Annotated in this window: 24 protein-coding genes; 8 read left to right on the top strand and 16 right to left on the bottom strand. The window is 73.1% G+C overall.

Annotation, left to right across the window (positions count from 1 at the left end; translation table 11 throughout):
- Positions 1-108: 108 nt before the first annotated feature.
- From L6E12_RS00695 to L6E12_RS00675, 5 genes are all read right to left on the bottom strand, one after another.
- Complete coding sequence (locus L6E12_RS00695; protein WP_236225887.1) at positions 109-765, bottom strand: response regulator transcription factor; 657 nt, start codon at positions 763-765, stop codon at positions 109-111.
- Between the two features lie 63 nt (positions 766-828).
- On the bottom strand, positions 829-3,921 hold the full coding sequence (locus tag L6E12_RS00690) for an ATP-binding protein (protein ID WP_236225886.1): 3,093 nt from the start codon (positions 3,919-3,921) through the stop codon (positions 829-831).
- Positions 3,921-4,553, bottom strand: a complete 633-nt coding sequence (locus tag L6E12_RS00685) for a hypothetical protein (protein WP_236225885.1) — start codon at positions 4,551-4,553, stop codon at positions 3,921-3,923. The genes L6E12_RS00690 and L6E12_RS00685 overlap by 1 nt, the downstream gene beginning before the upstream one ends.
- Before the next feature lie 33 nt (positions 4,554-4,586).
- The gene (locus tag L6E12_RS00680; protein ID WP_236225884.1) at positions 4,587-6,230 is read right to left on the bottom strand and encodes a CATRA system-associated protein; all 1,644 of its coding nucleotides are present in this window, start codon (positions 6,228-6,230) and stop codon (positions 4,587-4,589) included.
- A gap of 4 nt (positions 6,231-6,234) precedes the next feature.
- The gene (locus L6E12_RS00675) at positions 6,235-6,846 is read right to left on the bottom strand and encodes a TIR domain-containing protein (protein ID WP_236225883.1); all 612 of its coding nucleotides are present in this window, start codon (positions 6,844-6,846) and stop codon (positions 6,235-6,237) included.
- A gap of 260 nt (positions 6,847-7,106) precedes the next feature.
- On the opposite strand from L6E12_RS00675, the gene L6E12_RS00670 reads away from it, so the two are divergent.
- Complete coding sequence (locus L6E12_RS00670; RefSeq protein WP_236225882.1) at positions 7,107-8,162, top strand: SEFIR domain-containing protein; 1,056 nt, start codon at positions 7,107-7,109, stop codon at positions 8,160-8,162.
- A gap of 90 nt (positions 8,163-8,252) precedes the next feature.
- Here the strand turns inward: L6E12_RS00670 and L6E12_RS00665 are convergent, their stop codons facing one another.
- The 3 genes from L6E12_RS00665 to L6E12_RS00655 form a co-directional block, all read right to left on the bottom strand.
- The gene (locus L6E12_RS00665) at positions 8,253-8,576 is read right to left on the bottom strand and encodes a putative quinol monooxygenase (RefSeq protein WP_236225881.1); all 324 of its coding nucleotides are present in this window, start codon (positions 8,574-8,576) and stop codon (positions 8,253-8,255) included.
- Positions 8,577-8,654: 78 nt separating this feature from the next.
- Positions 8,655-9,779 carry a HAMP domain-containing sensor histidine kinase gene (locus L6E12_RS00660; protein ID WP_236225880.1) on the bottom strand — a complete coding sequence of 375 codons (1,125 nt, stop codon included), beginning with the start codon at positions 9,777-9,779 and terminating at the stop codon, positions 8,655-8,657.
- On the bottom strand, positions 9,776-10,447 hold the full coding sequence (locus L6E12_RS00655) for a response regulator transcription factor (protein ID WP_236225879.1): 672 nt from the start codon (positions 10,445-10,447) through the stop codon (positions 9,776-9,778). Before L6E12_RS00655 ends, L6E12_RS00660 begins: the two co-directional genes overlap by 4 nt.
- Before the next feature lie 116 nt (positions 10,448-10,563).
- Here L6E12_RS00655 and L6E12_RS00650 point away from each other — a divergent pair, with 116 nt between their 5' ends.
- The 4 genes from L6E12_RS00650 to L6E12_RS00635 are packed head-to-tail and all read left to right on the top strand — an operon-like array spanning position 10,564 to position 14,034.
- On the top strand, positions 10,564-11,112 hold the full coding sequence (locus L6E12_RS00650; protein WP_236225878.1) for a hypothetical protein: 549 nt from the start codon (positions 10,564-10,566) through the stop codon (positions 11,110-11,112).
- Positions 11,109-12,155, top strand: a complete 1,047-nt coding sequence (locus tag L6E12_RS34195) for a peptidoglycan-binding protein (protein ID WP_236225877.1) — start codon at positions 11,109-11,111, stop codon at positions 12,153-12,155. The genes L6E12_RS00650 and L6E12_RS34195 overlap by 4 nt, the downstream gene beginning before the upstream one ends.
- Positions 12,152-12,826 (top strand): ABC transporter ATP-binding protein, encoded by a 675-nt coding sequence (locus tag L6E12_RS00640; protein WP_236225876.1) that lies wholly within the window; start codon positions 12,152-12,154, stop codon positions 12,824-12,826. Before L6E12_RS34195 ends, L6E12_RS00640 begins: the two co-directional genes overlap by 4 nt.
- Positions 12,823-14,034 carry an ABC transporter permease gene (locus L6E12_RS00635; RefSeq protein ID WP_236225875.1) on the top strand — a complete coding sequence of 404 codons (1,212 nt, stop codon included), beginning with the start codon at positions 12,823-12,825 and terminating at the stop codon, positions 14,032-14,034. The genes L6E12_RS00640 and L6E12_RS00635 overlap by 4 nt, the downstream gene beginning before the upstream one ends.
- Positions 14,035-14,094: 60 nt before the next feature.
- Here the strand turns inward: L6E12_RS00635 and L6E12_RS00630 are convergent, their stop codons facing one another.
- The gene (locus L6E12_RS00630) at positions 14,095-14,424 is read right to left on the bottom strand and encodes a hypothetical protein (protein ID WP_236225874.1); all 330 of its coding nucleotides are present in this window, start codon (positions 14,422-14,424) and stop codon (positions 14,095-14,097) included.
- 362 nt (positions 14,425-14,786) lie between these two features.
- On the opposite strand from L6E12_RS00630, the gene L6E12_RS00625 reads away from it, so the two are divergent.
- From L6E12_RS00625 to yidC, 3 genes are all read left to right on the top strand, one after another.
- Positions 14,787-15,449: a MerR family transcriptional regulator gene (locus L6E12_RS00625; RefSeq protein WP_236225873.1), complete on the top strand. Its 663-nt coding sequence runs from the start codon at positions 14,787-14,789 to the stop codon at positions 15,447-15,449.
- 393 nt (positions 15,450-15,842) lie between these two features.
- Entirely contained in the window at positions 15,843-16,148 is a 306-nt protein-coding gene (locus tag L6E12_RS00620) for a DUF6412 domain-containing protein (RefSeq protein ID WP_236225872.1), read from the top strand.
- 70 nt (positions 16,149-16,218) lie between these two features.
- Positions 16,219-17,070, top strand: a complete 852-nt coding sequence (yidC, locus tag L6E12_RS00615; protein WP_236225871.1) for a membrane protein insertase YidC — start codon at positions 16,219-16,221, stop codon at positions 17,068-17,070.
- 54 nt (positions 17,071-17,124) lie between these two features.
- On the opposite strand, the gene L6E12_RS00610 is transcribed toward yidC, so the two are convergent.
- From L6E12_RS00610 to L6E12_RS00580, 7 genes are all read right to left on the bottom strand, one after another.
- The gene (locus L6E12_RS00610; RefSeq protein ID WP_236225870.1) at positions 17,125-17,304 is read right to left on the bottom strand and encodes a DUF5302 family protein; all 180 of its coding nucleotides are present in this window, start codon (positions 17,302-17,304) and stop codon (positions 17,125-17,127) included.
- A 352-nt stretch (positions 17,305-17,656) separates the two neighbouring features.
- Positions 17,657-18,646: a P1 family peptidase gene (locus tag L6E12_RS00605; RefSeq protein WP_236225869.1), complete on the bottom strand. Its 990-nt coding sequence runs from the start codon at positions 18,644-18,646 to the stop codon at positions 17,657-17,659.
- A 4-nt stretch (positions 18,647-18,650) separates the two neighbouring features.
- On the bottom strand, positions 18,651-19,424 hold the full coding sequence (locus tag L6E12_RS00600) for an ABC transporter ATP-binding protein (RefSeq protein WP_236225868.1): 774 nt from the start codon (positions 19,422-19,424) through the stop codon (positions 18,651-18,653).
- On the bottom strand, positions 19,424-20,209 hold the full coding sequence (locus L6E12_RS00595) for an ABC transporter ATP-binding protein (RefSeq protein WP_236225867.1): 786 nt from the start codon (positions 20,207-20,209) through the stop codon (positions 19,424-19,426). The genes L6E12_RS00600 and L6E12_RS00595 overlap by 1 nt, the downstream gene beginning before the upstream one ends.
- Positions 20,206-21,051, bottom strand: a complete 846-nt coding sequence (locus L6E12_RS00590) for an ABC transporter permease (protein WP_236225866.1) — start codon at positions 21,049-21,051, stop codon at positions 20,206-20,208. Before L6E12_RS00590 ends, L6E12_RS00595 begins: the two co-directional genes overlap by 4 nt.
- A complete protein-coding gene (locus tag L6E12_RS00585) occupies positions 21,048-21,998 on the bottom strand; it encodes an ABC transporter permease (RefSeq protein ID WP_236225865.1) in 951 nt (316 codons plus the stop codon). The genes L6E12_RS00590 and L6E12_RS00585 overlap by 4 nt, the downstream gene beginning before the upstream one ends.
- Positions 21,995-23,542: an ABC transporter substrate-binding protein gene (locus L6E12_RS00580; protein ID WP_236225864.1), complete on the bottom strand. Its 1,548-nt coding sequence runs from the start codon at positions 23,540-23,542 to the stop codon at positions 21,995-21,997. Before L6E12_RS00580 ends, L6E12_RS00585 begins: the two co-directional genes overlap by 4 nt.
- Between the last annotated feature and the right edge of the window lie 6 nt (positions 23,543-23,548).

Below are 23,548 nucleotides of genomic sequence, written 5' to 3'. Positions count from 1 at the left end.
GGTGGGTGGTCGGCCGCTGCGCCTGTGGGATTCGGGGTGGCCGACAGGTGGGTCTGCGGCTGGTGGGGTGGCGGTCGTGGAGTTGCGGTGGGTCGGGGCTGCGGTGGGTCAGCGGCCGAGCCGGTAGCCGAAGCCCCGGACGGTGGACAGCAGCCCGGGCCGGGCGAGCTTGGTGCGCAGGGAGGCCAGGTGGACGTCCAGTGCCCGCGACACCGCCACGGTCGCGTCCCCCCACACCTCGTCCAGCACCTGCTGCCTGCTCACCGCCACCCCCGCCTGCCGGGCCAGGGCGGCGAGGATGTCGTACTCCTTGCCGGTCAGCGTCAGCTCGGCACCGGCGACGGTGACCCTCCGGGCCGCCAGGTCGACCCGCAGGTCCTCCACCTCGACCACCTCCGGGGCACCGCCCCGGGCGGCGGCGCGGCGGGTCACCGCGTCGATCCTGGCCAGCAGTTCGGCCAGGCGGACCGGTTTGACCAGGTAGTCGTCCGCGCCCGAGCGCAGGCCGCGCACCACGTCCCGTTCCGCCGAGCGCGCGGTCAGCACCAGGACCGGGACGTCGGAGGCGCGGCGCAGGTCCCGCAGCACCTCCAGGCCGTCACCGTCGGGGAGGGTCAGGTCGAGCAGGACCAGTTCCGCGCCGGGGCGGAGTCCGGGCACCTCCGCCGCCCTGGCCGCGCGCACCACCCCGTGCCCGCGGGCCACCAGGGCGTCGACCACCGCCGCCGCGACACCGTCGTCGTCCTCCACCACCAGGATGCGCATCGAACCTCCGGGGCACAGGATGCCCCAGCCCGGCCGCCGCCGGGGGCGGTTCCCCGCTGCGCGTCAGGCGCGGGCGCGGTCGAGCACCTCGTCCGGGGTGAGCGGGCTGGCGGGGTGGTGGGAGAGGCACAGCGGCGTGGTGACCCGGCGGAACCCGAAGGCCTCCCCGGACACGTAGAACTGCGCCCGCTCCAGCCGGGAGATGTCGGCGACCGGGCTTCCCTTGGCCCTGGCCATGTCGTTCGCGGCGGCGATCTGGGCCGGGCTGTTGAGCCTGCCGAAGAACTGCGTCATGGTGTTGCCGACGACCTGGTTGTGCAGGCCCTTGGGCGCCTGGGTGGCGAACAGCAGCCCGAGGCCGAACTTGCGGGCCTGGGAGGCGAGCACGATCGTGCTGCGGGTGCTGGCGGTGAGCGCGCCGGACGCGGCGAGCACCTGGGCCTCGTCCATCACGAACAACCCGCCCAGCGGCCGGTCGCCCGCCGGGTTGCGCTTGATCCAGGAGAACAGCTCCATCTGCAACTGGTTGACGAAGTTCTGCCGCTGCGCCTCCGACGGCAGGCCGACGAAGCTGATCACCGACACCCTGGCCCGCCTGCCCGGCGCGGGCGCCAGCAGTTCCCCCGGGTCGATGGGCTCGCTCCCACCGGCGAACAGCGGGTCGTTCACCATCGCGGCCTTGAGCGCCTCGGCCAGCCCGGCGGCGATCCTGCGGGCGTCGTTGAGGGCGCTCGCCCCCTCGGGCAGGTCGGCGAGAACGTCGATCAACCCGGGCAGGCTCCGCGACCCGGTGCGAGCGTGGTGCACGACCGCCTCCCGCAGCACCGCCGACCCGATGCTGACCCTGGTTGTGCCGCCGGTCAGCCCGACCTGCGGGGCCAGGGTGGCCACCGCCACCTCCACGGCCGCCCGGAACTCGTCCTCGTCGTCGAGCACCCCGGCGAAGTCGGGCAGCGGCCGGAACGCCAGTGGCCGCCCGGACGCCCGCCCCGGCGTCCAGACCACCACGTCGGTCTCGGCGAGGTAGCGCCGCGCCGCCTCCACGTCCCCCTGGCCCCAGGCGTCGGGCGCCTGCGGCCAGGGATCGCCGAGCCGGGCCAGATCGTTGTTCGGGTCCAGGACGATCGCGGACACGCCCAGCAGGGCGCACTCCTCCACGACCCGCCGGAGCAGGACCGTCTTGCCCGACCCGGACCCGGCGAAGACGGCGGTGTGCTTGCGCAGTGCGGAAAGCGCGACCCGCACCGGCTCACCGGAGTCGATTTCGACGCCCAGGGTGATTTCCCCGTCCCCGGTGACTTCCGCTGTCACAGCGGTCTTCCCGCTCGTCGGCGGCGGGTGGGTGCCATCGGCGCGCTGCCCCGACGGCTTCTCCGGGAGCACCGCCGACAACAGCATCGACTGCCCGGCGGGCCTGCGGTGCACCAGCCACTCGTGCAACTCCTTGCCGCCCTTGGCGAACATCTCCTTGAGCGCCCAGAACGTCCGGACGTCCTCGGCGGGTAGTTCCAGCCGCAAGCCTCCCGCAGCATCGAACTCCTTGATCTCGGCCTGTGTCTTGGTTCCGGGCGACCAGTCATCATTGCGGAGCAGGATGAGGTGCCGGTTCTCCGCACCCTGACGCAATCCCATTGCGGACCGAGCCACCCGAAAACGCTTGAGCACAGCGACGGGGTGCGATGCGGAGATGACCCGGAACGCCCAGTGCTCCTCCAGGTCGGAAGCCTCGTCGATGGTGCGGGTGAGCCAGGCGTGCAGTTCGCCGTTGCGGGCCTCGCACACCCACTCCATGTTGTCGTCGCCCACCTCGGTGATCCACGCCCGCAACGCGGCGGACAGCAGTTCGGGCACGACCGTGTCCTCGTTGTCCTTGGTGACCGACACCGCCGCCTGCTTGGACGACCGCAGCCGCTCGAACCGGACGTCCAGCTCCGCGAACCGGCTCGGCTTCCGGGTGGGCCGCGCGACCTCGGGCGGGCGGGGTGCGTGCTCGTCGAACGTGGTCAGCTCCCACACCTCACCGGCGCGCAGGCAGGCGTCGATGTGGGCGCCGATCCGCTTGAGCAGCTCGCGCGGGGTGACCTCATCCCACTCCCCCTCGAACGCCACCGGGGACACCGGCCAGGTGGGGTGCGGCGGCTGGTGGCCCAGCGCCTTGAAGCCCATGCCCAACCGCTGCTCGACCAGCGCCCGGCCGAGCGCGGCGTCGGTGACCCGGCCCAGCGTCAGCGACTCGCGGAAGCGGTCCGGGACGGTGTCGGCCGCCTGGTTCTTGATCAGCGTCCAGGTGTTGGGCAGGCAGGCGAGCACCGTCATGGTCTTGCGGGTCACCTCGCGCAGCCGCATCAGCCCGTCGGCGATCTGCGCCACCAGCATGGCCCCGTCCCCGCCGCCCGGGTGGCGGGAGTCGGTCCGCGCCACCAGGGTGTCGAGCTGGTCGACGGCGATCACGATGGGGCCGGTGAGCGCCAGCAGGCGGGTGATGTCGCGCACCAGGTCCAGGGCGGACTTGGGTTTGGCGGCGATGCCCCACTTCCGCCGCTCACCCGCCTTCTCCTCCTCGAACCCGCCCAGGTAGTAGTCGCCGATGTTGCTCTTGGTGGGTTCCGTGCAGGCGTAGAGCACCAGTGCCCGCGCGGTGTCGGCGCACTCGACGGCGAGCTGCCGGTCCACCGACCGCAAGCCGTCGACGAACGCGTCCAGGACCCGGGTGGTGACACCGCGACCGTCCACGATCGCGGCGGTGGCGGACAGCGGCACCCCGGCCCGCGCGCACAGCCGCCGCAGGAAGCTGGTGACCTGCGGGTCGCCGGTCTGGTCCGGCCGGTAGAGGCCCCGGCGCAAGGACTCGGCCGTGTTCTCCCAGAACGCGTCCCCGGCGGTCAGGTCGTCGAGGAAGAAGTAGCCGCCCGCGCGGTGGGTCTGCGACCGCACGCGGCCGAGCAGGTGCGTCTTGCCGATCCCCTTCAACCCCTGCAGCACCAGCCCGATCGGGCTCGGCCCGAAGCTGGCCTCGGCGTCGCGGATGCCGACGTCGATCGCCCCCGCCACGTCCGCGTGCAGGCCGTCGACGTGGTACGGGGAGTCGCGCCACACGTGGTCGGGGGTGTCGGCCCAGTCGAAGCGCAGCCCCGCCAGGGCCGCCAGCGGCTCCATCACGACGCCTCGACCAGCAGCAGGTGGTTGTCCAGGCCACCGATGCGGATGGCCGCCTCGTGGTCGGCGGCGGTCAGCGCCTTGCGGTCGGAGTCCGGCGCCAACTGCACCCGCCGCGCGCGGCTGAGCCGCTTGAGCACCGTGTCGACGAACGCGGCGGGCGCCTCGCCGAGCAGCGGCCGGACGTCGGCCAACCCCACCCAGTCCCCCGGGGACCTGGCCAGCTTCCGGTAGGCGGTCCGGATGCGGCTCTCGACCTCCTCCTCGGTCAGCTCGACCTCGGCGGGGAAGACGTCACCCAGGGCCAGGTTCTCCCGACGCAGGTAGCGTTCGAGCCCGCCGAGGAAGATGTAGAGCGACGCCACCATGGTGCTGCGCGGGGCCGGGGGCGGCGGTGTCCCGGCCGCCAGCTCGTCCTCGCACCAGGCCCGGCCGTTGTCGGTCAGCCGGTGGAAGAAGGGGCGCCCCCGCTTCACGCTCTCGACGAGTTGCAAGTCGTTGAGCTGCTTACGCTCCTTGCCGTCGAGCGTGAAGCCGACGGCGGCCTCCAGCTCCGGGTTGGACACCTCCCTGGCCAGGCCCATGAGCGCGAACATCGCCGCCGTCTGCTTGTGCCCCAGTCGATTCGCCATCCGAGATCCTCCCACGCCGTGGTGTTGTGTCGCCTACTCGTGCAGAAACCCGTTGAACCGGTGCCGAACCCCGTCCCGCTCCTGGACCCGGACGTCGAGCACCCGCGCCACCAGGTCGATCGCCGACCGGGTGCCCGGCGGCGCGGGCACCCGCTCGTCCGCCGCGAACGCCGACCGCTGCTTGATCGCCACGGCGAGGTCGGCGGCGACGTCCTGGGCCCGCACGTCGTCCCCCGCGCCCGCCGCCTCGTGCAGGGCCTCGACCAGTTCGTCGACCAGGCCCCACAGCACCGGGCGCAGCCGCGCCCGCCCGGCCTCCCGCAGCACGCCCACGAGGTCGACGTCACCGGGGTCGACCAGCGCGGTCACCCCGTTGAGCTGGTCGGCCAACCCGCGAGCGACCTCCGCCGGGCCGCGCGAGGGACCGAGCCGCAGGTACCGCAGGTTGCCGACGTAACCGGGCAGCCCGTTGGGCTCGGTGTCCGCCGTGATCACCGGGATGACCCTGCGGTCCTGGCCCACGGTCCGGTGCACGAACAGCTCGACCTCCGCCTCCTGCCACCGGCTGACCTTCCGGTCGACCAACAGGCACAGGTGCCGGGCGTCGTCCTCGGTCTTGGTGAGGATGGACCGCTCGCCGGACATCGACAGCTCCGCGCGCACCCCGAACCCGCCCAGTTCGGCGATGAGCTTGTGCGCGACGTCCAACGTGGAGCGCGGGGTGCTCACCCGGACGTCGTGGGAGAACTGGCGCTTCTCCGTGCGGACGGCCGCCACGTAGGCGTCCCGGTTCTCCGCCAGCAGGCTCGTGCGGTCGAAGTCGTGGGCGACCAGGGCGGCCACCGTTTCCAGCGCGTAGCTGATCTGGTCGGCGCTGGGGTTGGCCTCGGACAGGACGGGGAGCTGCTCGCCGAAGGTCCAGTAGGAGACGTAGGGCAGGGTCAGGTGGCGGAACATCACCTCGGGCTTGACCGAGCGGTCGAGCCAGTTGCTGAACAGGCCTTCGCTCTCGCGCAGGCAGGTGCGCCGCCACACCTCGGCCCGGTCGTACTCGTCACGGGTGTCGAACCGGGACAGCACCGGGATGACGGTGAGCTGCGGCCGGTCGTAGGGCAGGGCTCTGCGGGCGACCTTGGCGCGTCTTGCGATGTCCATCGCGCCCCCGACGCTCTGCATGTTGGCGGTGAACAGCACCACGAGGCGGTCCGGGAGGTGGGCGGTGCAGATGCTGCCGATGTCGGAGGCCCCGGTGCGGCTGTCGAGCAGCACGTAGTCGTAGTCGGTGGTCCACTGCGCGCGGCACTTCTCCAGGTAGTCGCCGAACCCCAGTTCGTACAGCTCCGCCCAGTCGATCTCCTGGACCTTGCGCACGAGGTCGGGGTCGTCGCGGCCCGCAGCGATGAAGTCGAGCGTTCCAGCGCCGGTCAGCCGGGTCGCGTGCGCGGTGGGCCGCACCCGGTCGGCGCGGAAGTCCTCGACCAGGTCCACCACCCCGCCCGTCGGGGCGGTGCCCATCATGGGGCGGAAGTAGTCCCGCAGGCCGGGGGCTTCGAGGTCCCAATCGAGGCACAGCACCCGGTGGCCCCAGCGGGCCAGCAGGACGGCGGTGTTGGCCAGCGCGAAGCTGCGGCCGACCCCGCCCTTGTAGGAGTAGAACGTGACCACGGTTCCCGTCATGGCCTCAGAACCTCGGCAGCTTCGAGGTGGGAGGCGGCCCCGGGACCGGGGGTGGCTCCGGGTCAGGCCCGTCGTCGGGCCAGTCGTCGCTCCACTCGGGCGCCTGCCGGATCAGCTCCACCAATTCCTGCGCCGTCTCCCCCACCTCGTTGTTGAACCGGAGGTAGTCCACAGTGTCCTGGAACTGCGGGAGCGACTGGTTCCAGTCGTTGAAGTCCCGCATTCGCCTGGCTTTGGCGTAGTCCGGGAAGTTCTGGGAGTCGCAGAAGATCACCGGATAGATCAGGCTGGGGGGATTTCCCGGCAGGGCCCCGTGCAGGCGTCGTTCCCGGTGCCACATGGAATGCCACTCCCGCAGGCACCACTCATCCCAGAAGTAACGGGGCGAGCACACCGGGAGCAGGATGCGGGTGCGCTTCAGCGCCGCCTGCGATTGCAGCACCCGGTCGGCGCCGGTCGCGATGTTCCCGTCGAAGAAGATGTCCACGTCCCGCTCGAAGTTCTCGTTCAGCATCTCCCGCAGGCGCGGGTAGAAGTGGGTGCGGACCCAGGCGGGCACGTCGTTGCCGTGGCGGCGGTAGCTGATGAACACGTCGTACTGGTACACGCGTGTCATCGCTCCTTCGAACCTGTCGGCGGGCGGGACCGAGAGTAGGCGGACGCGGGGGTTCCGAAGAAGGCGCGGGACACGACAAAAACTGGACACTTTCCCGCCGACTCCGATTACTCGGGTTCGCCGGAAAACCCCTGACCGCCACGGGGAAGACGACGAAAACATGACACGTGGTGGACAGGGGTCGCTTTCGGCGGTTCCATCGCCGAGAATGCGTTTCGGCCGGGGTGCCCCGGCCACGCCACACTCACCAGGGAGCGGCGATGTCCGACCTCGAAACGCCGCCACGGGTGTTCGTCAGCTATTCGCACGACTCGCCGGAGCACAAGGAACAGGTGCGCCTGTTCGCGGATTTCCTGCGCCGGGACATCGGCTTGGACGTGCAGGTCGACCAGTGGGACGACAACCAGCGCCGGGATTGGTCGGCCTGGGCGATCGAGCACCTGAACACCGCCGACTACATCCTGATCATCGCCTCCCCCGACTACAAGCGCCGGGCCGACGGCACCGCGCCGCCGCACGAGGGCCGGGGCGCGCAGTTCGAGGCGACGATCATCCGCGACCAGTTGACGCGGAACCTGCGCGAGGCGACCAAGCGGTTGCTGCCCGTCGTCCTGCCCGGGAGGTCGGTCGACGACATTCCGACGTTCCTCGCCCCCCACTCCGCCACGCACTTCACCGTCGACGAGTTCACCGCCGAGGGCGTCGACTACCTGCTGACCGCGATCACCGGGGTCGGCGACCACCCGATGCCTCCGCGCGGCACGTGGCGGGGTCGGACCCCGAAGTCAGCGGTGCGGGCGAACGCCCCGGCCGGGCCGCCCGCGGGGGCGAGCGCACCGGCCGGGGTGGTGGCCGCGCCGCCGCGGGATCGGGTGAGGTTGGCGGGGGACCTGCCCTGGCTCGTCGCCGGTGCGGAGGTCCGCCACGCGGGCGCGCGGATCAACGGTGTGCACTACGACCACAGCGTGGTCCTGCGGCCCTCCGACGCGGCCGAGGCGTTGGGGTTCGTCGAGGTGGACCTGGCGGGGGCGTACCGGCGGCTGACCACCGTGATCGGGGTGCTCGACGACGCCGCCGAGCACTTCCAGATCGGCCACTTCCGGGTCTACCTCGACGGTCGGCCGCAGCCGGAGCGCCGGGCGTCCTGGGGGATGCCGGGGGCGGTCGAGGTGGACGTCAGCGGGGTGCGGCACCTGCGGTTGGAGATGTACCGCCCGACCACCGCGTCCGCGCCCCTGCTCCCGGGGGTCCTGGCGACCGGTGGGCGGTCGTCCAGGTTGCCGGAGTTGGCCTGGGGCAACCCGACGCTCCTCTAGGCCGTGTCCTCAAAGCCCGGGATTTTGCCGGTGTGCCCGGCTGGGCCTGCGGTTTTCAGGTGGTCGGCTTTGAGGACAGGCCCTAGCGGCTCAGTCGACGGCCATCTCGCCGAGGAGGGACCACTCGGTGCCGGGGGCTTCGACGTTGACGATGCGCGGGGTGGCGGCCAGGTAGGGCGGGAGGGTTTCCTGGGCGGCCTTGAAGTGCGGGGAGTTGACGTGGGCGCCGCCCGCGTCACCGTCGCGGAAGGCCTCGACGAGGACGTACTCGGTGGGGTCGTCGAGGGAGCGGGACCAGTCGAACCAGAGGCAGCCGGGTTCGGCGCGGGTGGCCTCGGTGAACTCGCGGGAGAGTTCGGGCCACCGGTCGGCGTGCTCGGGCTTGACCGCGAACCTGGCGGTGATGAAGATCATCGGACACCCTTCCGTTGCGGGGAACGGTTCCAGCATGGCACCGCGCCGCCTGGGGTGCCGCGCAGGACCGCGGTGTCCTCAGAGGATCGAGCCGTTCCGGGTCGGGGGCAGGGTGACGCGCACGTCCAGGCCGCCGCCGTTCCTCGGTTCGGTGGTGAGGCGGCCACCGTGGGCGGTGACCACGGACGCGACGATGGACAGGCCCAGGCCGACGCCGCGGCGGGCGCCCACCCGGTCGCGCGGGAGGCGGACGAACGGTTCGACGAGGCGGGGGACGTCCTCGGCGGGCACCGGGGGGCCGGTGTTGCTGACGGCCACCGCCGGGTCCTCGCCCACCCGGACCCACACCGCGCCGCCGTCGTTGTACTTGATGGCGTTCTCCACCAGGTTGGTGACGAGCCGCTCCAACAGGACGGGGTCGCCGCGGACGGTGCGGGGGGTGATGTCGGCGACCAGGGTGACGCGGGCTTCGCGGGCCGCCTGCCGGTGGTGGGTGAGGACCTGCTCGGTGATCCGGTCGAGGGGCACGTCCTGCTTGGTCGACAGGCCGCGGTCGCTGCTGGCGAGGGTGAGCAGGCCCTCGATCATGGCTTCGCTGCGGTCGTTCACGGCCAGCAGCCGGGTGCCCAGGTCGCGCAGGTCACCGGGGGCGCCGGGGCGGGCCATGGCGACCTCGACCATGGTGCGCTGGGTGGCCAGGGGGGTGCGCAGTTCGTGCGAGGCGTTGGCGACGAAGCGCCGCTGGCTGTCGAAGGAGGTGGAGAGCCGGTCGAGCATCTCGTCGAAGGTGTCGGCCAGTTCGGTCATCTCGTCGCGGGGGCCGCGCATGCGGATGCGCTCGTCGAGGCGGTCGGCGCTGAGCCGCCGCGCCGTGGCCGCGACCGCGTGCACCGGGCGCAGCATCCGGTTGGCCGCGAACCGGCCCAGGACCAGGGCCAGCACCGCGGTCAGCAGCAGCGTCACCCCGGACTGCACGAGCAGCGTGTTGAGCACCGCCGCCCGGTACCCGGTCTGGTCGACGGCCTCGACCGCGCCCTGGGCGTCCGGGTTCACCTCGGTGACCACGTCGAGGTCCGCCCCGGTCACGAACGAGGGCGTCGCGACGGGCAGGGTGGCGCTCATCAGCAGGTAGTTGGTGGCGAGCAGGAGCGCGCCCGAGAGCAGCAGCAGCCCGGTGAACACCAGGGCCAGCCTGGTCTTCACCGAGAAGCGGCGTCCCCCATCTGGTAGCCGACGCCGGGCACCGTGTGGATCACCGCGGGTGGCCCCAGCTTCCTGCGCAGCGTCATCATCGTCACCCGCACCGCGTTGGTGAACGGATCGATGTGCTCGTCCCATGCCTGCTCCAGCAGTTCCTCGGCGCTGACCACCGCGCCGTCGGCGCGCATCAGCACCTCCAACACGGCGAACTCCTTGCGGGACAGCACGATGAAGCGGTCGTCGCGCAGGACCTGGTGGCGGGAGACGTCCAGCTCCACCCCGTCGCGGCGCAGCACCGGGGGCAGCGCGGGCCGGGCGCGGCGCCCCAGCGCCTGCACCCTGGCCACCAGCTCGGCCAGCGCGAACGGCTTGGTCAGGTAGTCGTCCGCGCCGATCCCCAGGCCGTGCACCCGGTCGACGACGTCGCGGGCGGCGGTCAGCATGATCACCCGGGTGTCGCCGCCGGACTTCACGATGCCCCGGCACACCTCGTCGCCGTGCACGCTGGGCAGGTCCCGGTCGAGCACCACGACCTCGTAGCGGTTCACCGACACGCGCTCCTGCGCGTCGGCCCCGTCGAAGCACACGTCGACCGCCATCGCCTGCTGCCGCAGGCCCTCGGCGATCGCCTCGGCCAGCATTTCCTCGTCCTCGACGACCAGCACCCGCACCGCGCCCAGTGTGCCGACAACCCCATAAGCACGCCATAAGCGTCACCCTTACGGCCCGGAGATCACCCCGTCCGTAGAACTTGACGCCACCGAGGGAAACCGGACGGGAGAACACGATGACGACGAGACTGGGCGCACTGGTGGCCGCGGGAGCGCTGGCGGTGCTGCTGGCGGGGTGCTCGGCCGAGAGCGGGCCGGGGGTCGCCTCGGCGGGCGGTGCGCCGTCCTCGACGGCCGCGCCGCGGGACGCGAACGGCCTGGACGGCGACTTCGCCGAGTGCATGCGCGCCAACGGCGCCGACCTGGAGGACTCCAAGGTCGAAGTGGACGACACCGGCGGCGAGGAGCGGTACGACACCTCCCGGTCGCCGCAGGAGCAGCGCGCGCAGCAGGAGGCGCTGGAGAAGTGCAAGGGCCTGGTGCGCGACGGCGGCGCACCGGAGAAGATGGACGCGGAGGCGCTGGAGAAGGCCCGGGCGTTCGCCAAGTGCGTGCGCGAGCAGGGCGTCGACTACCCGGACCCCTCACCGGACGCCGGGGACTACGGCGGCAACGTGACCCAGCTTCCCGAGGGCGTCGACGGCAACGACCCGAGGGTCCAGGCGGCCCTGCGCACCTGCGGGACCTCGCCGAACCTGGTGCCGCTGCCCGGCGGCACCAGGTGAGCGGCCCGGCCGCGCCGCGCAGGCGCCGCCGGTGGCCGCTGGCGCTGGCCGCGGTGCTGGCGGTCGCGGGCACGGCGGGGGTCGTGGTGTTCACCGGGGTCGTGGCCCGCCCGGCCACCGCCCGGTCCACCGCCCCGGCGCCCGCGGTCGTCGCGGTCACCCGGTCCGACCTGGTGGACCGGATCAAGGTCGACGGCACGGTGGGCCACGGCGAGGCGGTGCCGCTCACCGGGCGCCGCCCGGGGACGGTCACCGCGCTGCCGCAGCCGGGTGCCGTGGTCGACCGCGGCCAGTCCCTCTACTCCGTCGACGAGGTGGGGGTCCCGGTGCTGTTCGGCACGACGCCGATGTACCGGGAGCTCGCCGAGGGCGCCAAACCGGGAGCTGACGTGAAGATGGTGCAGGAGAACCTGCTCGCCCTGGGCTACCGCGAGACCGGGAGCCCGGACGGGGTGTTCGGGGCGGGCACGACCCGCGCGCTCAAGCGGTGGCAGAGGGCACGCGGGGTCGAGCAGACCGGCAGGCTGGGCCCGGGTGACGTGGTCGTGGTGGAGGGCCCGGTCCGCGTCGAGGGCGTCACCGCGCGCCTGGGTGCCGCCGCCGAGGGCGACCTGATGACGGTCAGCGGCACGGCGCGGCTGGTCTCCGCCGAACTGGAGGAGGCGCAGCGCCGCTACGCCGCGCCGGGGGCGGTGGTCCGGGTGGTGCCGCCGGACGGGCGGGTGCTCACCGGCCGGGTGCGCGACGTGGGCACGCGCACCGTGGAGGGCAAGCCGAAGCTGGTCGCGGCCGTCGTGCCGGACGACCCGGCGGCGCTGCCCGACGTCGACCGGGTGACCGTCACCCTCGACGGGGAGCGGCGGGCCGGGGTGCTGGCCGTGCCGGTGCGGGCGCTGGTCGCGCTGCGGGAGGGCGGGTACGCCGTGGAGGCGGTCGAGCCGAGGCGGTTCGTGCCGGTCACCCTGGGCCTGTTCGCCGACGGCCTGGTCGAGGTGTCGGGGCCGGGGGTCACCGAGGGCCTGACGGTGGTGACGACGTCGTGAGCGCGGTGCTGGAGCTGGACGGGGTGTCCAAGACCTACCCCGGTGGGGTGACCGCGCTGCGCGGGGCGTCGATGCGCCTGGAGGAGGGGGAGCTGGCCGCGATCGTCGGCCCGTCCGGGTCGGGCAAGTCGACCATGCTGCACCTGATGGGCGCCCTGGACCGGCCCACGACCGGGCGCGTCCTGGTCAACGGCCACGACGTGGGGTCGCTGTCGGACCGTCGGCTGTCGGCGGTGCGGGCGTGGTGGATCGGGTTCGTGTTCCAGCAGTTCCACCTCTCCGACGGGCTCACCGCCCTGGACAACGTCATGGCCGCGCAGGTCTACCGCGGTGTGCCCGCGCGCAGGCGCCGGGGCGAGGCCGAGGCGGCGCTGGAGCGGGTGGGGCTGGCGCACCGCGCGGACCACCTGCCCACGGAGCTGTCCGGTGGGGAGAAGCAGCGGGTGGCCATCGCCAGGGCGGTGGTCACCCGGCCGGTACTGGTGCTCGCCGACGAACCGACCGGGAACCTGGACTCGGGCTCGGGCGCGCGGGTGCTGTCGCTGCTGCGCGAGTTGAACGCCGAGGGCGCCACCGTCGTGCTGATCACCCACGACGCGGCGATCGCGGCCTCGGTGCCGCGCAGGCTGGAGATGCTCGACGGCCGCGTCCGCCGGGACGTGACCGCGTGAGCAGGCCGCTGCCGAAGCCGACCAGGTTGCCCCCGGCCGACGTCGCCCGGCTCGGGGTGGTGGGCGTGCGCACCCGGCCGCTGCGCACCGTGCTCGCCGCGCTGGGGATCGCCATCGGCATCGCCGCGCTGGTGGCCGTGGTGGGCATCCCGGCGTCGAACCAGGCCGCGCTCAACGCCGAGATCGCCGCGCTGGGGCCGAACCTGCTCACCGTCGCCCCCGGCGCCGACCTCGCCGCGGGCGCCAGGGCGCGGCTGCCCGCGGAGTCGGTGGCGATGGTCCGGCGGATCGCCCCGGTGCGGGCGGTGAGCGCGACCGGGACGGTGACCGCGTCGGTGCGCCGCAACGACCTGGTGCCCGCCGCGGAGACCGGCGGGGTGCGGGTGGCCGCGGCCCGGCTGGACCTGCTGGAGGTGCTGCGGGCCCAGCTCAGGGTCGGGGTGTTCCTGGACGCGGCGACCGACCGGTACCCGGTGGTGGTGCTGGGTTCGCGGGCGGCGCAGATCCTCGGGGTCGAGCCGCTGCCGGGTCAGCCGCCGCCGCTGGTGTGGATCCAGGACCGGTCCTACGCGGTCGCGGGGGTGCTGGAGCCGACCCCGCTGGCCGAGGAGATCGACTACACCGCGCTGGTGGGCTGGCCCGCCGCGCAGCGCTACCTCGGGTTCGACGGCACCCCGGGCACGGTCTACGTGCGCGCCGACGACGCGGCGGTGGAGGCGGTGAAGGGCGTGCTGGGCCGGACGGTGAACCCGGAGCGGCCCAACGAGGTGATGGTCAGCAGGCCCTCGGACGTGCTCGCCGCGCAGCAGTTGACCGACCGCGCGTTCTCGGCGCTGTTCCTCGGGCTGGGCGCGGTGGCCCTGCTGGTCGGCGGGATCGGGGTGGCCAACACGATGGTGATCTCGGTGCTCGAACGGCGACGGGAGATCGGGCTGCGGCGGGCGCTCGGGGCGAGCGCGCGGCAGGTGTGCGGGCAGTTCCTCGCCGAGTCGGTGGTGCTGGCGGGCATCGGCGGCGGGCTGGGCCTGCTGCTGGGCAGCGCGGTGACCGCCGGGTACGCCGCGTCGCAGGGCTGGCCCGCGGTGCTGCCCGTGCCGGTGCTGCTCGGCGGGGTGGGCGCGGCGGTGGCGGTCGGGGTGCTCGCCGGGGTGTACCCGGCGATCCGCGCGGCGCGGCTGGCGCCGACGGTGGCGCTCTCGGCGCAGTGACGCGGGTGGCGGAACAGGAGAGGCCCCGGCAGGGCGGGGCCTCTCCTGTTCCGGGGAGGATCAGTTGATCGAGTAGAACCCGCGGCCCACGCGGACCGATCCGGACGGGCAGACCAGGGTGATGTTCCAGCTACCCGGGCCCAGCCAGGTGCTGCCACCGGGCACGATGTAGCGGTAGCCGTCGCTGCAGTCGAGGTAGGCCTTGATCGCGCCGGAGTGCACCGTGCACGGGCTGTAGACCACCCCGTTGGAGTACAGCGTGGTGCTGCACGTCCAGCTCGCCTGGATCGTGGCGGGTGCGGCCGGGGCGGCCTGGGCCGCGGGTGCGGCACCCAGCACGCTCGCGGCCAGGGCACCACCCATCAGCACGGTCTTGAGTGCCTTCTTCATCGTCGATTCCCTTCACCAACGCGGTTGCAACCGGACAGCGAGAAGAATGACCACCGGGTTCTGCCCGGACTCAGCAATGGAAAGAAGCGCTTCCATGCGGTAACTGACAAAGAAGGGACACACCCACCGCCCACCACCGGCCGGTGGGCGCGAAGTGGAAGAACCTGCTTCCACCCCCGAAACATTCTCCAACTGCTCTGTTCGGGAATCGCTTATGGTCCGCTTATACCGGCGCCGGCAGACTTCACCGCTGTCGGGAATGCGGTAGGCGGCCAGAGGGGGAACCGACTCGTGGGGCACGGCTGGCAGAGGGCGGAACACGGCGGGCGAAGACACCGGCGCGGGTGGGAGCGGTGTCGCGGATGAACGTCGACAGCGGCGCCAGACCCCGCCGGGCACCGGCCCGGCACACCCCGACCGACCCACCGGACGCGTCGTTCCTCACCGTCGACCAGTTCGCCGCCCGGATCGGCTGCACGACCAGGACGGTGCGCTCCTACCACTCCAGGGGCCTGCTCCAGCCGCCCGTCCGGGTCGGCCGCACCCCGTACTACCTGCGGCGGCACCTGGCCCGCATCCGCCGGGTGCTGGGGTTGCAGAGCCGCGGCCTGCCGCTGGAGGCGATCCGCGCCCTGCTCGACCCGGACCTGGTGCTCGACGAGTCGTTCCTGGTGACCAAGGCGGTCGACGGCGCCGTGCGCGGTAAGCCCCGCCTGCTGGCGGTCCTGGTCGACGCGGGCGTGCTCACCCTGCACCCGGACGGCACGCTGCACGTGCACGGCGTCCGGGCCATCCTCGCCGCCCGCACCGCCGTGGCCCCCGCCGCGCCGCTCACCCCGGCGCTGCGCCTGCTGACCGAGTGCGTGCGCCGGGTCCGCCCGCACGCCGGGCCCGCCGCGGACGAACTGCGCGACCTGCTGGGTGCGCGGCCCACGCACGAGGAACTGGTCGAACTCCTCGTCGAGTCGTTCCGGTTGAGCCTGCTGCACCCGGGAATCGCCGACGCGGACCCGCGGACGAGCTGATCCGCTTTCCCGAAGACCACCCCGCCGTGAACAGCGGTTGAAACCGCAGCCGCCGATCGACGCGAATTCCCAGGGTCTTTCGACCCCGAAGGCAAATCCGGACGGCACCACACGGACAATTCCACCGAGCGGTCACCGAATCACCGCCGGATCGCGGTGGAGAGCACCGGGAAAACGAGCCGGCCCAAGGGCGCGGGGTTCGCCGGAGCACAAGGCGGCAGGAGGCGGACTGGGCGTCCGATCGAGGCGTTCAGCCAGAGGCGGCGATTCCCCGAGCCCCCTGCACCAGGATGGATTCACGTGTTGCCGAAGTCGCTGCCGGTGATCGGTGAACCCCCGAACCACAGCACCGCGTCAGCTCCCGGCTCCAGCCAGGTCGGGTACGCTCGCGGCATGGTCTCGGTGGGGATGCGCCTGCGGTTGCTGCTCGCGCTGTTCCTGCCTGCGCTCTTCGTGGTACTGCCGACGACCGGGGGTTCCGGGGCGGTGGCTTCCGCCGTGGGCCTCGGGGTGATGGCCGCCGCGGTGGTGTGCGCCGTGGTCGTGGTGGGGATCGTGGTGCCGGTGGCGCCCGCCGGGGTGCGGGCGATCAGCCTGCGCGAACGGGCACGACTGGTCTCCGCGGTGCGGTTGCGGGACCCGGATGCGCGGGGGCGGACTCGGCCCAGGGCTCCGTCACGGGGTGGCGCGGCCGCCTGAGCAGTGCGTCGAAGTCGGGCGTGGGCGGTCGGTGTCCGCTTCCCGACTCTTCCGACGGAGTGAATCCCCGATGTTCGACGTCTTCCTCTACCCCGTTTCCGGCGTGCTCTGGTTCTGGCACCGGCTCTTCGGCGCCCTCTTCGGCCCCGGCAGCGGGGCCGCCTGGGTGCTGGCGATCGTGTTCCTGGTCTTCACCGTGCGGGTGCTGCTGATCCGGCCCGCGCTCGGTCAACTGCGCGCCGCGCGCCGCGCCCGGGAGTTGGCGCCCGCCCTGGCCCGCATCCGGGAGAAGCACCGCGGCGACCGGGTGCGGATGGGGCAGGAGGTGCAGAAGCTCCACGCCGACAACGGGACCAGCCCGTTCGGCACGATCCTGCCCGCGCTGCTGCAGATCCCGGTGTTCCTGAGCCTGTACTGGGTGCTGCGCGACTTCACCCCGACCGCGCAGTCGAACCACGTGTTCGACCGGGCCGGGGTGGAGTCGTTCCTGCGGGCCGACCTGTTCGGCGCGCGGTTGGGCAACTGGGTGAGCCAGTCCGCCGGCGACCTGGCCGCGTTCGCCACCGACCGGGCGCACATGCTCGCGGTGGGGCTGCCGCTGATGCTGCTGGCGGGGGCGGCGACGTTCCTGTCGCTGCGGGCGGGGCAGAAGAAGCAGCCCGCGGACAACCCTCAGTTCGCCACCATCGGCAAGGTGATGGCGTTCCTCGCGCCCGCGGGGATGCTGGTGTCCGGGTTGCTGTTCCCGGTGCCGATCGGCGTGCTGCTGTACTTCCTCGCCAACAACGTGTGGACGTTCGGACAGCAGCACGTCCTGTTGACCAGAGTGGACAGTCAGTCGACCGGCGGTGGGGCACCCGCGGTGGTCAAGCCGCGGATGACCACGCCGCGCCCGGGGCAGAAGCCGCGGCGCGGTCGGTAGTGGACAGACCGCTTGCCCCGCGACGGTTTCGTTGCGGGGCAAGCAGTCCACGGGTCACCCGGTCTTGCGGCGCAGCGTGTGCTTGCGCGGGACCGGGATGTTGGCGCCGCCGCGGATGGTCTGCGCGCGGTGCGACTCGTGCGGGTGCGGGCCGGTGCCCTTCTGGGCCAGGGCCTGCGAGAAGCGGTTCTTGATGTCGTCCATCGACGGGGTGCGGGACTTCTTGGCAGCCAAGGTGGCCTCCTGGAAAGGGGTGGTGCGAAGTCGCTCGGAGGGGTCGCCGACCGCGGTCGCGGCGGTGCCGGACCGTGGGCGTGGCGGCTACCCGGTCCGACGAGCGGGTGCGGACCGGTCAGTGGGCATGCGTGATCGCCTGCCGTGCGGCAGGGTGACCTGCCTGGGCGGGGTGTCGACGGGAGTCCCCGGAACCCACTCGGCCGGGCTGGTTCAGCCTGCGGCGGGTGGTCCGTCAGTGGGGATCAGGTCCCGGAATCTCAAAGGCGCATGGGGAGATAGTGCCAGTCGTGCGGCGGTGGGGTCAAGGGGAAAGATTTGCCGAGTCCTCTGTGGAGTCGGGAGAACCCGCTCAGGGCTGCGGGTAGAGGTCCCGGTGGGCGAGCAGTTCACCCCAGTCGGTGGTGATCGACGTGGCGGCGAGGATGGCGTGGGCGATGGCGCGGGCGAACACACCGGGAGCGGCGGAGAGCGCGGTCGCGGCGGTGCCGGAGGTCCCGGTGGCGGCGGCGAAGATCGTGTCGCCGTCGGCCAGGCCGTGCGAGGGGCGGATGGCCAGGGACAAGCCGTTGTGCCCGGCGTCGGCGAGGCGGTGGGCCTGGCCGGGGGTGAGCGGGGCGGTGGTGGCCACGACGCCGATGACGGTGTTGAGCGGCGCGCGGAACCGCCGGGCCTCGAACGTGGCCCGCAGCCGCTCCCGGCCCGCGGCGATCACCTCGGGGGCGACGGGGACGAGCGGGAACTCGCCGGGCAGGCCGAACGCGACGCCGAGCGGGAGGCCGGTGGCCGGGTCGACCGCGGGGTGGTGGGAGTTCATGCCGACCACGGCGGCGACGGTGGTGCCGTCGGGGAAGGTGGCGCTGGCGGTGCCCAGGCCGCCCTTCATCTGCGCGGTCAGCGCCCCGGTCCCGGCGCCGACGTTGCCCTGCGCGACCGGCCCGGCCGCCGCGGCCGACGCCGCCTCGTGGCCGACCTCGGGGCGCGGGTGGGCGGTGAAGTCGCCGCCGCGGCCCAGGTCGAACAGGGCGGCGGTGGGGACGACCGGGTCGGCCCAGGGCCGGTGCTCGCTGACCCAGTCGAGGACGCCGTGGGCGGTGCCCAGGCCGTAGGAGCTGCCGCCGGTGAGCACCAGGGCGGCGACGGCGCGGCGGTCCTCGCGCGGGTCGAGGGCGAGGGTGTCGCGGGTGCTGGGGCCGCCGCCGCGCACGTCGACGGCGGTGACCGTGCCCTCGGGCAGCAGGACAGCGGTGGTGCCGGTGAGGGCGCCGCCGCCGATGCGGGTGGCGTGGCCGAGGAGGACCCCGGGGACGTCGGTGAGGGCGTTGTGCGGTCCGGGTCGCACGGGATCAGACCTCCGGGAGCCGGGGCACGGCGTCGAGCAGGGCCCGGGTGTACGGGTGCGACGGCGCGCGCAGGACGTCGGCGGTGGCCCCGGATTCCACCGCGACGCCGTCCTTGAGCACCAGCAGCCGGTCGCAGAGCTGTTGGACCACGCCGATGTCGTGCGAGACCAGGACCAGCGCCAGCCCGAGCCGGTCCACCAGGTCCTGCACCAGCGCGGTGACCTGGAGGCGGACGGCCACGTCCAGGGCGGAGAACGGTTCGTCGGCGAGCAGCACCGCGGGTTCCGGGCCGAGCGCGCGGGCGATGGCGATGCGCTGGCGCTGCCCGCCGGAGAACTCGTGCGGGTACCGCCCGGCGGCGTCGGCGTCGAGGCCCACGGCGGCGAGCAGCTCGGCGACGCGGGCCCGGTGGTCCCCGGGCACCCGCAGGCACTCCAGCGGTTCGCGGACGCTGTCGCCGACGCGCATCCTCGGGTCCAGCGAGCCGTACGGGTCCTGCGGCACCATCTGCACCTCGCGGCGGAACCAGCGCAGGTCCCCGGTGGGGTGCACGGCCCGGCCGCGGAAGGTGACCGCGCCGGAGTCCGGCCGGTCCAGGGCCAGCAGCAGCCGCAGCAGCGTCGACTTGCCCGACCCGGACTCGCCCACGACGCCCAGCCGCTCCCCCGGTGCCAGCGCCAGGCTGACGTCGCGCACGGCGTGCCGCTCCCCCGGCGCCCCGAACAGCGACCGCCGCGGCAGGCGGTAGGTGCGGTTGAGCCCCTCGGCGGTGAGCATCAGGTCTCCCGGGTGAACGAGGTGGCGCGGGCGGCGGCGAGCAGCGTGCGGGTGTAGTCGTGGGTCGGGGCGCGCAGGACGTCGGTGAGGGTGCCCTCCTCCAGCACCCGCCCGCCGCCGAGCACCAGCACCCGGCGGGCGACCCTGGCCAGGACGGCGAGGTCGTGGGTGATGAACAGCAGGGCGGTGCCGTGCTCGTCCACGAGCCGGTCGAGCAGGGCGAGGACGTCGGCCTGCACGGTGACGTCGAGGGCGGTGGTGGGTTCGTCGGCGAGCAGCAGGGCCGGGTCGCAGGCCAGCGCGGTGGCGATGCCGACGCGCTGGAGCTGGCCGCCGGAGAGCTGGTGCGGGTAGGCGCGGGCGGCGCGCTCGGGGTCGGGCAGGCCGACGCTGTGGATCAGTTCGACCGCGCGGGCAGCGGCGGCCCGGTTGGACAGGCCGCGGTGGCGGCGCAGCGGCTCGGCCACCTGCCTGCCCACGCGCATCAGCGGGTTCAGCGCGGTGCGCGGCTCCTGGAAGACCATGGCGATCCGCTCGCCGCGCACCCGCGACATCCGCCGGTCGTCGAGGCCGAGCAGTTCGGTGCCGTCGAGCCGGACGCTGCCCCCGACCTCGGCGCCGTCGGGCAGCAGCCCCAGGACCGCCAGCGCGGTGAGCGACTTGCCGGAACCGGACTCGCCGATCAGCCCCAGCCGCTCCCCCGCGCCCAGGTCGAGGTCGATGCCGTCGAGCAGGGTCTTGCCGCCCAGGCGCACGGTCAGGCCGCGCACGGTCAGCAGGCTCATCGGGTCCGCACCAGCCTCGGGTCGGTGGCCTCGCGCAGCGCGTCGCCGAGCAGGTTGAACGCCAGCACGGTCAGCGCCACGGCCAGGCCGGGCCAGATGACCAGCAGCGGCCGGGCGGCGATGTGCGCCTGCTGCTCGTGCAGCATCCCGCCCCAGGACGGCGAGGACGGCGCGCTGCCGTAGCCGAGGTAGGTCAGCGCGGCCTCCACCAGCACCGCCAGCGCCATGACCAGCGATAGCTGCACGATCAGCGTCGGGGCGATGTTGGGCAGCAGGTGGCGGCGGATGATCCGCCCGGTCCCGGCGCCGCCGACCCTGGCGGCGAGCACGTAGTCGGTGCCCCGCACGGCGGTGATCTCCGCGCGGGCGACCCTGGCGACCGCCACACCGAACCCGATGCCGATGGCGACGACGACCGTGCCCAGCGAGCTGCCGTAGACCGCGGCGAGCACCATGGCCAGCAGCAGCGTCGGGAACGCCACCAGGATGTCGATCAGCGCCACGGCCGAGAACCCGACCCAGCGCGGCCCCAGGGCGGCGACCAGCCCCAGCACCAGCCCCACGACGGCGGCCACCAGCGCCGAGCAGACCGCCACGACCAGCGTCTCCCGCGCGCCGACCAGCAACTGGCTGAACTGGTCGTGCCCGATCCGGTCGGTGCCCAGCACGTGCCCGTCGGTGAACGGCAGCAGCCACGCGCTGCCCGGGTCGGTCTGCTGCGGGTCGAACGGCGTCCAGAACAGCGACAGCACCCCGCCGACCGCGAGCAGCCCCAACCAGACCAGCCCGAACGCCCCGGTCGGGCGGCGCGCGACCAGCCGCAGGACCCGCAGGGCGGTCACCGGACCTCCCGCAGCCGCGGGTCGATCAGCCGGTGCGCGACGTCCACCAGCAGGCTGATCACCAGTACGGCGGCCACCACCAGGAACACCTCCCCCTGCACCTTCACCAGGTCGCGGTTGCCCACGTCGACCACCAGCATGCTGCCCACCCCCGGCAGCGTGAACACCCGCTCCACCACGACCGCGCCCACGATCAGCGTCGCCAGTTGCACGCCCAGCACCGACACCACCGGCAGCGCGGCGTTGCGGAACCCGTGCGCGCGCAGCGCCTGCCCCTTGGTCAACCCCTTGGCCCTGGCGGCGCGCAGGAAGTCCGAGTGCAGCACGCCGAGCACCGCCGAGCGCACGAACCGCAGCAGCACCGCCCCCTCCGTCAGCCCCAGCGCCACCCACGGCAGCACCAGGCTCCGCGCGGCCGACCCCGGGTCGGCCCAGCCGTCGACCGGGAAGCCCTGCGCGGGCAGCGCGCCGAGCTGCACCGAGAACACCAGCACCAGGACCAGGCCCAGCCACAGCGTCGGCACCGCGATCCCGACCTGCGACACCGCGCTGATCCCGGTGCCAACGAACGTCCGGTTGCGCACCGCGGCGAGCACCCCGAACGGCAGCGCGACCAGCACCGCCAGCAGGGCGCCGCCGAGCACGAGCGGCGCGGTCACCGACAGCTTGCGCCCCAGCTCCGCGCTCACCGAGGCGCCGTTGAGCTGCGAGGTGCCGAAGTCGCCGCGCAGCACCCCCGCCAGCCACGAGCCGTACTGGGCGGGCAGCGACCGGTCCAGGCCCAGTTCGGCGCGGATGGCCGCCAGCCGCTGCGGGGTCGCGTCGGTGCCCGCGATGGTGGCCGCCACGTCGCCGGGCAGCAGCCGCAGCAGGGCGAACACCAGCACGCTCGCCACCAGCAGCGAGACGGCGAACAGCGCGACCCGGCGCAGCAGCCAGAAGGTCACTTGCCGACCGCGATGCCGCTGAGCGGGAACCGGTTGGTGGTCTCCGCCGACGGCACGCCGTAGACGCCGGTGCGCACGACGGTGTGCGTCTGGTTGACGAACAACCAGTCGGTGGCGGCGTCGTCGGAGGCCTGCTTGGCCACCTTGCGCAGCAGCTCGTCGCGCTCGCCGTCGGAGGCGGCGGCGCGGGCGGCGGCGTAGTCGGCCTGGACCTGCTTGTTGTCGTAGCCGAAGTAGTAGTCGGGCTTGGCGTAGTTGCCGATGTCGCGGGCCTCGGCGTGGTCGACGATGCTCAGCTCGTAGTCGTGGTTGGTGAACACCCGCGTCAGCCAGGTGGGGAACTCGACCTGGCGGACGGTGAGGGTGACGCCGACCTGCTTGAGGTTCGACACCAGCACGTCGGCGATGGCGCGCGGGTAGACGTTGGGGATGTCCAGGGTCACCGCCAGGCCGCCCGCGTGGCCCGCCTTGGCCAGCAGGGCCTTGGCTCCCTCGGGGTTGTGCGCGTCGGTTCCGGTGAGGTCGGTGTACCACGGGTCCTGCGGCGGAACCGGGCCGCCGATGGGGATGCCCGCGCCGTAGGCGGCGATGACGTCCTTCTTGTTGATCGCCTGGCGGAACGCGTGCCGGACGTCGGGGTTGTCGAACGGTGCCCGCTTGTTGTTCAGCGCCAGGGTGAACTTGTCGGTCGTCGTTCCCTTGAGGACGGCGAAGCCGGGGTTGGCGGTGAACGGTTGCAGCAGCGTCGCGTCGGCCGCGGTCTGCACGTCGGTCTGCCCGGTGGTCTGCGCGTTGTTCGCCGCACTGGGCTCGGGGATGTAGTGCAGCACCACCTTGGCGTTCTTCGGCTTCGCACCCCAGTAGGAGTCGTTGCGGGCCAGGGTGATGTCGGCACCGCGGTTCCAGTTCGCGATGGTGTACGGGCCGGAACCGTTGTCCTTCGCGTCGAGGGTGGCGAAGTCGGTGTCCTTCTTGTACACGATCCCGCCGCGCTGGGTGAGGTTCCACAGCAGGAAGGTGTCGCGCTGCTTGAGGTCGATCTTGACCGTGGTCGGGTCCGGCGCGGACACCGCGGCGACGGAGGCGAACTCGGCCGCGCGCAGCGCCTTGGAGCCGGGGGCGATCTGCTGCTGCAGCGACCAGACCACGTCGGCGGAGGTCAGCGCGGAGCCGTCGTGGAACTTGGCGTCCGGGGTGAGGGTGAACGTGTAGGACAGGCCGTCGGGTGAGACCTCGTGGGAGGTGGCCAGCCGGGGGACGATCTTGTCGCCGTCCGCGGTGTCGGCGCTGACCAGCCCCTCGTAGACGTTGTCGAGCAGGAGCTGGTCGACCGCGACACCGGAGGTGGAGAACGGGTTGAGGCTGACCGGTTCGAGGATCAGCCGCACGTCGACGGTGGCACCGAGGTCGAGCCGGTCGTCGGGCGGGGTGGCGGCCTGGGTGGCGGTCGTGGCCGGGCCGCCGGGGTCACCACCGGTGCCGCAGGCGACCGTGGTCGCGGCGAGCGCGACGACGGCGGCGGGGATCCAGAGCAGGGGGCGCATGGTGGT

It is taken from the genome of Actinokineospora sp. PR83 (assembly GCF_021056305.1).
GTDB classification, from domain to species: Bacteria; Actinomycetota; Actinomycetes; order Mycobacteriales; family Pseudonocardiaceae; genus Actinokineospora; species Actinokineospora spheciospongiae.
This window is presented reverse-complemented; position numbering and strand designations above follow the sequence as displayed.